This window comes from Gluconobacter sp. OJA (assembly GCF_039638325.1).
In the GTDB taxonomy this organism is placed as follows: domain Bacteria; phylum Pseudomonadota; class Alphaproteobacteria; order Acetobacterales; family Acetobacteraceae; genus Gluconobacter; species Gluconobacter cerinus.
In genome coordinates this window covers 1,793,815-1,806,021 of sequence record NZ_JBDIWI010000001.1, presented here as the reverse complement: position 1 = coordinate 1,806,021, position 12,207 = coordinate 1,793,815, and the positions used below count along the sequence as shown (strand labels likewise).

10 protein-coding genes are annotated in these 12,207 nt (G+C 56.6%); 7 read left to right on the top strand and 3 right to left on the bottom strand.

Going from position 1 to position 12,207, the window contains the following annotated elements; all coding sequences use genetic code 11:
- Nucleotides 1-2: 2 nt before the first annotated feature.
- Nucleotides 3-770 carry a precorrin-4 C(11)-methyltransferase gene (gene cobM, locus ABDK75_RS08275; protein WP_339407882.1) on the top strand — a complete coding sequence of 256 codons (768 nt, stop codon included), beginning with the start codon at nt 3-5 and terminating at the stop codon, nt 768-770.
- Here the strand turns inward: cobM and ABDK75_RS08270 are convergent.
- A complete protein-coding gene (locus tag ABDK75_RS08270) occupies nt 734-1,822 on the bottom strand; it encodes a cobalt-precorrin-5B (C(1))-methyltransferase (RefSeq protein WP_408871811.1) in 1,089 nt (362 codons plus the stop codon). The two genes, cobM and ABDK75_RS08270, sit on opposite strands and share 37 nt — an antisense overlap.
- Before the next feature lie 62 nt (nt 1,823-1,884).
- On the opposite strand from ABDK75_RS08270, the gene ABDK75_RS08265 reads away from it, so the two are divergent.
- Genes ABDK75_RS08265 through ABDK75_RS08255 form a run of 3 tightly spaced genes read left to right on the top strand, consistent with a single transcriptional unit; the run spans nt 1,885 to nt 5,284 of the window.
- Nucleotides 1,885-3,201: a cobyrinate a,c-diamide synthase gene (locus ABDK75_RS08265; RefSeq protein WP_339407880.1), complete on the top strand. Its 1,317-nt coding sequence runs from the start codon at nt 1,885-1,887 to the stop codon at nt 3,199-3,201.
- A gap of 2 nt (nt 3,202-3,203) precedes the next feature.
- Complete coding sequence (gene cobO, locus ABDK75_RS08260; RefSeq protein WP_339407879.1) at nt 3,204-3,812, top strand: cob(I)yrinic acid a,c-diamide adenosyltransferase; 609 nt, start codon at nt 3,204-3,206, stop codon at nt 3,810-3,812.
- Between the two features lie 29 nt (nt 3,813-3,841).
- Nucleotides 3,842-5,284: a cobyric acid synthase gene (locus tag ABDK75_RS08255; protein WP_346005846.1), complete on the top strand. Its 1,443-nt coding sequence runs from the start codon at nt 3,842-3,844 to the stop codon at nt 5,282-5,284.
- 4 nt (nt 5,285-5,288) lie between these two features.
- On the opposite strand, the gene cbiB is transcribed toward ABDK75_RS08255, so the two are convergent.
- Nucleotides 5,289-6,281 carry an adenosylcobinamide-phosphate synthase CbiB gene (gene cbiB, locus ABDK75_RS08250; RefSeq protein ID WP_346005523.1) on the bottom strand — a complete coding sequence of 331 codons (993 nt, stop codon included), beginning with the start codon at nt 6,279-6,281 and terminating at the stop codon, nt 5,289-5,291.
- A 36-nt stretch (nt 6,282-6,317) separates the two neighbouring features.
- Here cbiB and cobD point away from each other — a divergent pair, with 36 nt between their 5' ends.
- Both cobD and ABDK75_RS08240 read left to right on the top strand, forming a co-directional pair.
- Nucleotides 6,318-7,355, top strand: a complete 1,038-nt coding sequence (gene cobD / locus ABDK75_RS08245) for a threonine-phosphate decarboxylase CobD (protein ID WP_346005522.1) — start codon at nt 6,318-6,320, stop codon at nt 7,353-7,355.
- Between the two features lie 77 nt (nt 7,356-7,432).
- Nucleotides 7,433-7,933 carry a histidine phosphatase family protein gene (locus tag ABDK75_RS08240; RefSeq protein WP_346005521.1) on the top strand — a complete coding sequence of 167 codons (501 nt, stop codon included), beginning with the start codon at nt 7,433-7,435 and terminating at the stop codon, nt 7,931-7,933.
- A gap of 330 nt (nt 7,934-8,263) precedes the next feature.
- Here ABDK75_RS08240 and ABDK75_RS08235 read toward each other — a convergent pair whose 3' ends face one another.
- Nucleotides 8,264-9,379: a PQQ-dependent sugar dehydrogenase gene (locus ABDK75_RS08235; RefSeq protein WP_346005520.1), complete on the bottom strand. Its 1,116-nt coding sequence runs from the start codon at nt 9,377-9,379 to the stop codon at nt 8,264-8,266.
- Between the two features lie 273 nt (nt 9,380-9,652).
- Between ABDK75_RS08235 and glgP the strand changes: the two genes are divergently transcribed.
- Nucleotides 9,653-12,160: an alpha-glucan family phosphorylase gene (glgP, locus tag ABDK75_RS08230; RefSeq protein WP_346005519.1), complete on the top strand. Its 2,508-nt coding sequence runs from the start codon at nt 9,653-9,655 to the stop codon at nt 12,158-12,160.
- The last annotated feature ends 47 nt before the right edge of the window (nt 12,161-12,207 follow it).

The following is a 12,207-nucleotide window of genomic DNA, read 5'->3' as shown; positions in this document are numbered from 1 at the left end:
GGATGACGGTTCATTTTATTGGTGCAGGACCGGGTGCCGCTGATCTTCTGACGCTGCGAGGTCGCGATCTTCTGGCCTCATGCAAAGTCTGTCTATATGCGGGGTCTATCGTCCCGGTGGAAATGCTGGAGCACTGCCCGCCAGATTCCCGAAAGGTGAACACGGCGCCGTTATCGCTGGACCAGATCGAGCAGGAATACATCCGGGCACACGCCGAAGGGCAGGACGTCGCGCGTCTTCATTCTGGGGATCTGTCTATCTACAGCGCGGTTGCCGAACAGACGCGCCGCCTGAATAGGCTTGGTATTCCCTGGACAATGACGCCGGGAGTGCCTGCATTTGCGGCAGCGGCATCTGTCTTGGGCCGGGAACTTACTGTCCCGGAAGTTGCGCAGACCGTCGTGCTGACCCGCGTCAGTGGCCGAGCGTCTTCCATGCCCGCGCGTGAAATACTTTCAGCCTATGCCGCGACCGGCGCTACACTGGCCATTCATCTGGCAGTGCATGCGCTGGACCGTATCGTTACGGAGTTGCTGCCACATTATGGGCCAGAGTGCCCTGTGGCGGTGGTGGCACGTGCAAGCTGGCCGGATCAGATCACCATTCGCGCCACGCTTGGAACTCTTCTTGAAAAAGCGGCAGCTGACCCAGTGGAGCGTACCGCTCTGGTTTTGGTTGGCCCCGCGCTTGCGGTGGATGAATTTCGGGAGAGTGCGCTCTATGACCCGGATTATCAGCGCCGGTTCAGGTCTGGATTATCAGCCGGATGACTGCGTCCTACGCAGTTGCCTTGTCGGTCAAAAACCATAACGTCCAGAGCGATACTGTTGTCTTCCAGAACGCTGCTGGCAAACTGGTACGCAGCCCGGGCGATGTGATTACCCAGCGGAATATTTTGTGCGGAAGCAAGAAGAAATGCTTCTGCGACCGTGGGGGAAACTACAATAGCATCGGCCAACTCCGCGCTCGCGCCTGCCTGCGTTGCCAGGGCCGCCAGAGCCGACATATCTGCGGCCCCTCGCTTGGAGTGCAGATCCATCCGCCCCTGAGCCAGCTTGGTCATCTTGGCGATGCCTCCGCCGATTGTAAGGCAAGGGACCGGGTGTCGACGGATATATTTCAGGACGCCACCTGCAAAGTCACCCATTTCGATCAGGGCTGTTTCAGGCAATCTGTAGAACGCCTGAACAGCGCGTTCGGAAACATCTCCTGTGGTCGCGGCCAGATGTGGCAGGTTCAGAGCGCGCGCGACGTCGATCCCACGATGAATGCTGTCAATCCAGGCCGAACAGGAGAAGGGCACGACAATTCCCGTTGTACCCAGAATGGACAACCCGCCGACAATGCCCAGCCGACTATTCAGGGTTTTTCTGGCCAGCGTAACGCCATTTTCAACACTGATTGTGACCTCAGCGGAGGCACCCTGAAGTGCGAGACGGATCATCTGGCGGGGGACGGGGTTAATGGCCGGTTCCCCCGGCAGAAGGGGAAGACCCGGGCGCGTAATTGTTCCAACACCATCGCCTGCGCGAAAAATAATATCTTGCCCCTCCGGCAATTGGCGCACATCTGCCCGGATAAGGGCGCCATGCGTAACATCGGGGTCGTCTCCGGCATCCTTGACGACCGCTGCCCAGGCGCCCGTTTTGTTCATCCCATGAGCAGCCAGTGCAAATGCCGCCTGTTTGCCGCCAGGCAGCTCGATGGACACGGGATCAGGAAACGCTCCAGTCTGGAGCGCTATCCATGCAGCTTTGGCCGCTGCGGTTGCGCAGCTTCCAGTCGTCCAGCCATATCGCAGAGGGGAGCCTTGGGCAGTCATCGGAGACAGGATACGATATTTCATGATGAAAGCGAGACATGCCATCAGAAAGGATCGCTGATATGACCCGCGCGATCATGATTGCCGCGCCTCGCTCAGGTGGAGGGAAAACGACTGCCACGCTTGGCATTCTGTCAGCTCTGAGGGCCAGAAATATCGAAATTCAGGCCGCTAAGACAGGCCCGGATTATATTGATCCAGCGTTTCATGAGGTTGTAACCGGGCGTTCCAGCCTAAACCTCGATAGCTGGGTGATGACGCCTGAGCTTCTCGAGAGCATGTTGGCGCGTGCGGCTGAAGGCGCAGATCTTTTGGTCGTTGAATCTGCTATGGGGCTATTCGACGGCTTGCTGGGACCCGCAGACGCGCGAGGTGCACCGTCCGATATTGCGGCTCGTTTCAGTATTCCAGTTATTCTTGTGCTGGATGTATCAGGGCAGGGCCAGTCTGCTGCGGCCATTGCTCATGGTTTCGCCACGCTCGATCCCGCTCTGCATGTTGCTGGTGTTATTCTCAATCAAGTTGCGTCCGCACGGCATCTGGCTATGGCCCGCGAGGCCATTCTGGCCGCAGGTATCCCTGTTTTGGGTGCATACATGCGGGACACCACTCTGAAACTTCCGGAGCGACATCTTGGCCTTGTGCAGGCACGGGAACAGGACACACTGAAAGACCTTCTTGCTAGCCTGCGGGAGAGGACGGAAGGTTCGCTTGACCTCGATGCCATCATGGCCGCGGCAGCACCTCTCACTATTGAGGATCATGGCTGTGTTGCCATAAGCCCTCCAGGGCAAAGGATCGCGGTTGCTGATGATGCCGCGTTTTCGTTCCTTTATGGGCATGTGGCGCAGAGTTGGAGGAATGCAGGAGCCGAACTTGTTCCGTTTTCTCCGTTGGCAGATCAAGGGCCGGATGAAGACTGTGATGTCTGCTGGCTTCCCGGAGGATATCCGGAGTTACATGCTGAACAACTGGCGGCATCCCGTCACTTTCAATCTCGTCTGGTGAAGTTCTCAGAGACACGGCCAGTTCATGGAGAATGCGGGGGCTTCATGGCGCTGGGAGAGTTCCTAGAAGATGCAAACGGTGTGACGCATAAGATGGTGGGCCTTCTGGGGCACGGAACCAGCTTTGCAAAGCGTAAAATGAATCTGGGATATCGTGAGGCGATACTGGCAACAGACTGCGCGCTGGGGTCAAAAGGCAGTATCTTTCGGGGACATGAATTTCATTATGCCCGCGTGATCCAGGCCGGAGCGGACGAGGCTCTTGCAACCTTGAGAGACGGCTACGGCAATGATCTTGGGATGGCTGGAGGCTGTCGTGGACTGGTGGCCGGATCATTTTTTCACGTGATGGCACGTAGAGACAGGAAGTGAGCATGAACACCACGGATGATGCGACCCGGCACCGGGAGAAAATGCAGAAACGCAAAGACGTGCAGGACAAGGAAGTCGCGTCAAAGACTGTCGAAAAGGGCGTTCTGGCGGTCCACACAGGTCCGGGTAAAGGTAAATCTACCGCAGCCTTTGGCCTCGCGCTTCGTGCGCTGGGCCATGGAAAGCGGGTTGTTGTCGTGCAGTTTATCAAGGGCGCCTGGGTGACTGGAGAGCGTGCTGCGTTGGAACGATTTGACGATCTGGTAGAGTGGCACACGATGGGCGAGGGGTTCACCTGGGAAACGCAGGATCGCTCAAAGGATATTGCTGCGTGCGCCCGGGCGTGGGAGGTGGCGCAAGCTGCCCTGAAACGCGACGATGTCGCTCTTGTGGTTCTCGATGAACTGAATATCGCCCTGCGATACGACTATCTGCCCTTGGAGCAGGTTCTGGAGGACCTGAAAGCGCGTCCTGACATGCAGCATGTCGTCATAACCGGGCGCAATGCTAAACCAGCCCTTGTGGAAGCTGCGGATCTGGTGACGGAAATGACACTGGTAAAACATCATTTCAGTGCAGGCGTGAAAGCTCAGGCCGGGTTCGAATTCTGATGACGCAGCGGAAGGGCCCCAGGGCTCTCATGTTTCAGGGAACGGGCTCCAGCGTTGGGAAATCTGTGCTCGTTGCAGGGATTGCCCGAGCCCTGACACGACGTGGCCTTACAGTGCGTCCGTTCAAGCCTCAGAACATGTCAAACAACGCCGCCGTGACCAGAGACGGAGGCGAAATTGGGCGCGCCCAGGCTCTTCAGGCTCGTGCCTGCGGGGTTCCTCCTACCGTGGACATGAATCCTGTGCTGTTGAAGCCGCAGAGCGAGACAGGATCCCAGCTTGTGGTTTGGGGGAAAGTGCGAGGAACCGTGCGGGCCCGCGCTTATCAGGACGTCAAGACAACTCTTATGCCGGATGTGTTGTCCGCGTTTCGCACGTTGGCGGCAGAAGCTGATATCGTTTTGATTGAAGGGGCCGGATCGGCTTCAGAGGTCAATCTGCGGACAAACGACATTGCCAATATGGGTTTTGCCGAAGCCGCCGATGTGGACGTCGTGCTCATTGGTGATATCGACCGGGGGGGCGTGATTGCCAGCCTTGTCGGAACCAAAATGGTGCTTTCAGAGCTGGATGCAGGGCGGATCAAGGGATTTATCGTAAACAAAATGCGTGGAGACGCCTCGCTGTTTACCGATGGCATGACCACTATTTCACGCCAGACGGGTTGGGAAAAGCTTGGTCTCGTCACACACTGTGCGCATGTTGGTGACCTTCCCGCTGAAGACGCATCTGATCTTGTGAACGAAACGCCCGTAGGCGGCGGCTTGCGGGTTGTCGTGCCGCGGCTACCCACGATCGCAAATTTCGATGATTTAGACCCTTTGCGATCTGATCCGGGCGTCACTCTGGAGATCGTGGCACCTGGTCGGCCCCTTCCAGTTTGTGACCTTGTGATCATACCAGGCTCGAAGGCGACCATTTCTGATCTGGCATTTTTCAAGAAACAAGGATGGGACATAGACCTGAAGGCGCATACCCGGCGCGGCGGTCGTGTTCTTGGCATTTGTGGTGGGTATCAAATGCTTGGAAAATCCATTGAGGATAATGGAGGGATCGAAGGCCCCCCGGGTCTCGTTGAGGGCTTGAGCGTACTAGACGTGCACACAGTCCTGACGAATGACAAGCGTTTGACCGAGGTAAGGGGATTACTGGTGCCGGAGGGCGTCCCGCTCACGGGTTATGAAATTCATGTCGGGCGAACGACTGGACCGGCTACTCAGAAACCATTTGCAACGATAGACGGTGAGCCTGAAGGTGCCGTTTCGCCTGACGGCCGTGTTTGGGGAACTTATCTCCACGGAGTTCTGTCTGGTGGAAACGCGCGGAAAGCTCTTCTTTCACGCGTAGGGTGCGCCGGGCCTGACCTTCAGGATCATGATGAGCGGGTTGAGGCTGCGCTGGATGCTTGGGCGGACCATCTTGAAGCCTGCATTGACCTGGATGCGCTTCTTGCATTGGCTCGACCTGTTTGATCCTTCAAAGCCAGAATAGGCCAGAAAAAACGGCCAGAGCCATGCCCTGAAAAATACATGCTCGACGGTAGAGTTGAAGTGCGCGCCAAAGGTCATCAGCAGTCGCGGTGGCGCGTCCGTTGCCCATCCATGAATCATCGACCAGAATACCGTCATAAACTCTGGGGCCGGCCAATGTTAGTCCTAAGGCTCCTGCCATAGCAGCTTCTGGCCATCCGGCGTTGGGGGAGCGATGATTGCTTGCATCACGTTGGACGGCGCGAAATGCCTTTGTTGGGTCGGCACCGGGGATCGTGAATGCCGCCAGAAAGATCCAGAGAGCGGAGAGGCGGGAGGCTGGGAGATTGACCAGATCATCCAGCTTCGCAGAGGCCCATCCGAAGGCTTTATGACGGGGGGTAAGGTGGCCGATCATGCTGTCTGCTGTGTTAATAGACTTGTAAGCCGTTGTGCCCGGCAGGCCAAAGAGGGCAGTCCAGAAAAGCGGCGCAACAATTCCATCTGAAAAATTCTCGGCCAGACTTTCAATCGCGGCCCGTATGACGCCAGCTTCATCCAGCTGTTCCGGATCGCGGCCAACAATCATGGACACGGCTTTCCTGCCCGCTGCCACACCGCTTTCCTGCAAGCCCGTGTGAACTGCCCTGACATGCTCCCACAGGGAGCGCTGGGCAATCAGAGTGCTGCCCACAGCGCCTTCGATCCCCCAGGCAACGAGACGCGGAAAGAGAAGGTCCAGGGCCTGAATGGCCGTGTAGATAATCAGAGTGGGAAGACCGAAAAGAATGGCCAAACTTACAATACCGCATAGACGTTGCCGGAAAGCGCTATCGTGTGAGCGGTTGAGTGAACGATCCAGTCGCGCGATAAGGGCACCAATCCACATGACTGGATGGCCAATTTTGCGAAAAAGCCAGTTCGGGTAACCGAAAGCGGCTTCAATCGCACAGGCCAGACAGGCGACAGAGAATGTGTGGGACAGGGGAGAGAAAGTCATGGGCCTGCGTGTTTCATCCAGATGCCGTGATCTAGCATGATGCCCACGGTGCTGGAAAACATGCCGATCCATGGTGGCCAGGTGCGGCAGATTATGAAGCGGTTTCCCCACGCTCCAAAGCCCTTCATCGATCTCTCCACGGGTATCAGCCCGTACGAATATCCTCTTTCCCCCTTGGATGTCGCGGTACTCACAAAGCTGCCAGAAGCAGCGGACGAGGAGGCGCTTCTAGAGGCTGCTGCGACAGCCTACGGGGTACCGAATGCAGGCATGATTGTCGCGGGCCCCGGCACACAGCTGCTGATTGGGTTGCTTCCGTTGGTTCTGAAAGCGCGAAAAGTCGTCATATTTGGTCCCACTTACTCCGGGCATGAGCAGGCGTGGAGAAATGCGGGAATAAATGTATCGATCGTGACAGACTTTCAGGCGTTCAGGGCTGCCGCAGGACAATCGGGGACTGTATATGTCGTCTGTAATCCGAATAATCCAGACGGACGACGCCTGCCTGTCGAGACACTTTTAGAACTCTCGGAGCGTTGCGCGGCATCCGGTGGCTGGTTAGTCGTCGATGAGGCGTATGCGGATTTCGATCATGAAAGTGCTGCCTCGTCTTTTCCTCGGGCAGGGCTCTTGGTTTTGCGCTCTTTTGGGAAAACCTACGGGTTACCCGGTGTCCGCCTTGGTTTTTTAATCGCATCTGACGGCACAGCGGATCGACTTCGGTCCATGATGGGGGACTGGGCGGTAAGCGCTCTGGCTCTGTCCGTAGGACGGCAAGCATTGTCGGATCATGAGTGGTTGAACAGCACCAAAAGCCGATTGGAGCGGGATGCCAAGCGTCTTGTAAACCTACTGAAGGAATCAGGTCTCGTCATCAAAGGAAACACCCTTCTGTTCTGCCTGGTGAGTTTGGATGAGGCTGCTTCGCTGTGGATGTTTCTCTGTGACCGCGGGATCGTGACCCGTGCGTTCCCTGAACGACCAACGGAGCTGAGGTTTGGTTTGCCGCGAAATAGCGCGGGTTGGGACCGCCTGGAACGCGCGCTTCATGATTGGTCAGAGATCGCAAAGTGAAGCTGTTCTGCTTTGCCCTTCCATCGCTCCCGTCTTCGAAACGAAGCATTTTTCCTCCGAAAGAGGAACTGCGTGACATGGCGAGTACGGACCCTGCGTTCTGGCCAAAATCTCTACCGATCCTGACAGGGCGTGCGGCAGATGTTGCGTGGCTGGAGGCATATTCCGAGTGCGTCGTGACCGTGGATGAACGGCTTCGCGGCCGTGACTACGGTGACTGGTGCGGACAGAACCTCAGAGCCTTATCGCCTGGAATTCTTTCACAGTGGATGACAGACCCCAATTTCTCGCCACCTTCCGGTGAAAGCCAGAAGGGGATGTATGTCCGTCTTGCAGAGTGGCTGTCGGATATCCGTGACGCGGAAAAGTCTGTGATCTTGGGTGTGGATGCTGATGTCGTGCGGGGGCTTGTTCTGCTGGCGATGGGCTTGAATGCAGAAGCGGCAGGGAAGCTTGATATTCTCCCGCAGAGCTGGAACGTCCTGTCTTTTTACAGGACGTGGAGGGTCCAGGCCCTTTCGGTTCCAGACAACAAAATAACGTCTGAAATTATTTTCGGTTCAGAAAGCGATCGTTAATCCAGGCTGCGGCGCCCACGGCCACGAGAATGGGTCCGATAATAAAAAGTACCGCTGCAAGGGCTACTAAAATAATAATACCGAAAGACATTTTCTTCTTTCCTTATTCAGGATGAAAACTGTTACGCTCTGAAGCACGTTTGCCATAGTTCATGCGCATATTCGCCAAGTTTATGCTTCACAATAACCTCTGAAAAGGGGAACGATATGCGTTATTTTCTCATGATTCTACTCGGGGCTGTCGTCACCCGCTTCTGGCTGCGGATAGCCTCCGTTCAGACGCTTTCGCGTGTCTCGTCACCTGTTCGGTCTCTTCCAACTTTATGACACTTATTTCCGTACTGCAGAGGTATAGGTCAATCTGTAGAGCGACCCGGAAAAATCGTCGCTAACGAGGATACTGCCGTCAGGCATCGGCTGAACATCTACCGGACGGCCAACGGTCCGCCCATCGCGCCGAAATCCCCAGATTAGCGGCTCTGACTGCTGTGGATGGCCAGCGCTATCGAATTTGACGGACACGACCTGATACCCTGATGGAACGCTTCTGTTCCATGATCCATGCTCGGCAATCAGCAATGCACCCTTCAAAGAGCGCGCTGCGGCGGGGCCATCGTAAAATCGCAGCCCTAATGCTGCGACATGGGCTCCAAGCTTCAGGGCAGGCGGAGTAAACTCACCGCACGAGTGGCCTTTTCCGTAATGAGGGTCCGGGACGTCTCCCTGATGGCAATAGGGATAGCCGAAAGACTGCCGGGGCTGGGTAAGGGTGTTCAGTTCGTCAGAAGGGACGTCATCGCCCATCATGTCCCGGCCGTTATCCGTAAACCACAGGTCTTTTCCTGTTCGCCGCCATGCGAGACCAACTGAATTGCGAATGCCGTAAGCAACGTCCTGCCTGTCCGTGCCGTCGGGATTCATGCTGATGATTTTTCCGAGATCGTGGCCCACGTCGCAAACGTTGCAAGGTGCGCCAATGGTCACATACAGCCTGCCATCCGGCCCGAAAGCGATAAACTTCCAGAAATGGTCGCCGTCTTTGAAAGGCAGGTGATCCGTAATGGCTTCCGGTTCGGGCGGATTGTCTAGGTGGTCTTCGATATCTCGTAGAACCAGAATGCGTTCGGGTTCCGCGATGTAGAGATCTCCATCATGGTATGCCACGCCTGAAGGGGTTTCGAGGCCGCTGGCAAGTGTCCTGACCTGAACGCGACTGCCTGCATCACCTACTCCAGAGACGGCATAAACCTTTCCGGGCCCCGTGGAGCCAAGGAAAACAGTTGCTCTGTCTCCAAGGGCGATTTCACGTGCTCCACGGACCTGTGCCGATATAACGCCTAAATGAAACCCGGGCGCGACAGACAGGTCTTCAGAGGCAGGAGCGCCCCATGCAGGCAGGGTCAGGCACGAGCCTATCACTGAGAACTGCAGAAATTTCCGGAGCATGATGCACCTCATCAATGTGGAGCAGGGCTTGAAAGAGAGCGCTGGTAACCGCAACGGACGAATGGCTCAGAGGTTTTCAGGTGTTCGGCTATTCCTCCATTTGAAAATGTGATGTCACGAAGAATGTCTGGAGCTCCAAGGCCCTCATACTTCCTCCGTTCTGACGCGTTAGAGGTCCAGTTGCTGCCTTAATGAACGCATTCTGTTCGTCTCTCTGGACATGTTCACCATGTTGGAGAGCGAGCGTGAACAGTCATGGGAGTTTCCAGGTCTATGGTTGACACTTCCCCCCGTAAGCCGCGCGCAGCAGAAGCAGCGCTGCGCATGCTGGCACTTGATCTGCATTGGACATGGAACCACGAGGCGGATCTGCTGTGGCAGACGATCAATCCGGATCTTTGGTCCCGAACCTGTAATCCCTGGATAACCCTGACCCGAACACCCAAAGCCCAACTGTGGGAAGCTCTACAGAACCCGGATGTCCGCAATCTCTTGAAGGCCAGTATGGAGCGCCGGAAATATGAGTTGGAGCGTTCCACCTGGTTTGCGGAGAAATATGCGGACGCGGGGCTGTCTGAAGTCGCCTATTTCAGCATGGAGTATATGCTGAGCGAGGCACTTCCCATCTATTCTGGCGGGCTCGGGAATGTTGCTGCAGACCAGCTGAAAGCCGCGAGTGATCTGGGTGTTCCTGTTGTTGCGGTCGGGCTTCTCTATGCGCAGGGTTATTTTCGCCAGGTTATTACTCCCGCAGGTGAGCAGCGGGCGCTCTACCCATTCAATGACCCTGACCAGCTTCCGATACAGCCCGTCCTCACGCCGGATGGGGACTGGTTCCGGCTCTCTGTCCAAACGGCAACCGGAGAGATCTGGCTTCGCGCCTGGAAAGCCGTCGTAGGTCGGACGACTCTGTACCTTCTGGATACGAACGATCCCTCCAATCCGCCCGCTGTTCGCTGCATCACGACCCAACTCTACGGTGGAGATGCAGAACTGCGGCTGAGGCAGGAGATGGTTCTCGGGATCGGGGGGTGGAGACTGCTTCATGCTCTAGGACACCGACCGGATATCTGCCACCTGAATGAGGGGCATGCGGCTTTTGCAGCTCTGGAACGAGCCCGGTGCCTTTCGGAAGAAGAAGGTATTTCTTTCGCGCAGGCGCAGGTCATTGCTCGCGCGGGAACGGTCTTTACGACACATACTGCCGTGCCAGCCGGGTTTGATCGTTTTCCGCCTAAGCTGATTGAGAGCCATCTCACGTTCTACGCCGAAGACCGTCTGGGCATGCCAATTCAGGACTTTCTCGCGCTAGGGCGTCTTGATCCGGCGAATAAGGATGAATTTTTTAACATGGCTTATCTCGCCGTTCGGTGCAGCGGGGCCGTTAACGGCGTGAGCCAGTTGCATGGGGCTGTGAGCCGGTCCTTGTTCACGCCACTTTTCCCGCGTTGGCCGCAAAATGAAGTCCCGATCTCTCATGTGACGAACGGCGTCCATACCCCGACGTGGGATTCAGCATCTGCCGATGAACTCTGGACTCAGGTGGGGGGGAGAAGCAGGTGGGAAGGAGATCTGGAAGGGTTGGGCGATGCCGTTCGTCATCTTGATAACGACACTCTCTGGCGCAGCAGGTGCAACTCCCGGGCGGAGTTTGTTCACGCACTGGGGCAGGAGCTTTCCGCAAGGCAATGCATCGTTGGCGAAGAGGGGTTATGGTGCCTGCCTGCGCCGTCGTTGAACCCGGAGGCGCTGACAATCGGATTTGCTCGCCGGTTTGCCACTTACAAGCGTCCGGACCTTCTGTTGTACGATGAGGAGCGACTTGTCCGGCTGTTGCGGGACGCTCATAGGCCGGTCCAGATCGTTCTGTGCGGCAAGGCCCATCCGCAGGATCTCGAAGGGCAGGCGATGATCACACGCTGGGTCCAGTTCTGCCAGCGTCAGGATATCGTGGGAAAAGTGGTATTCCTCGCGGATTACGACATGGCTCTGGCCCAGAAAATGGTTCAGGGGGTGGACTTGTGGCTGAACACACCGCGGCGTCCCTGGGAGGCCAGCGGGACCAGCGGAATGAAGGTCCTGGTAAATGGTGGGCTTAACCTGTCAGAACTCGATGGATGGTGGGCCGAGGCCTATGCGCCGGAAGTCGGCTGGGCGTTAGGGGACGGACTGGAGCACGCGGGAGATCCGGCCTACGACCATTCTGATGCACAGGAACTTTACAGGCTCTTGGAAGAGCACGTTCTTCCTGAGTTCTACGAACGCGATGCTGGCGGAATACCTAGGGCGTGGGTCGCGAAGATGCGTGAAAGCATGGCGCGTCTGACGCCTCAGTTCTCCGCAAACCGTACAGTTCGCGATTATACAGAACAGTTTTATTTGATTGGTGCGCAGCGCTACAGGCGTCGCCTGTCTGACCATGGGGTGAGTGCTGGAACGGTTCTCGACAGGCAAAACGCCCTCTCTGCTGGCTGGAATAGCCTAAGGATCGGGGAAGTTATCATTCCCGAGAACGGTGGGGATCAGAAAGCGCATGCCTTCATTCATCCCGGAACGCTCGATCCTGCGTTGCTGCGTGTTGAACTCTACGCTGACGCTCAGGATGGGCACCCGCGCATCAAGTCCCTGACACAGGGAGAACATCTTCAGGATGGCTGGATTGCCTATACTCTTGAGACTGAGCTTCCTGCCCCCGCAGCAGAGTGTACACTGCGGATCATTCCGGCCGCAGAGATCATGAGTGTTCCGCTCGAAGCGCCTTTTATCCTCTGGCAACGGTAGGGCATGAAGGCTTACGCTTCATGGGCTGTCATGCTGGAGGGAAAAGA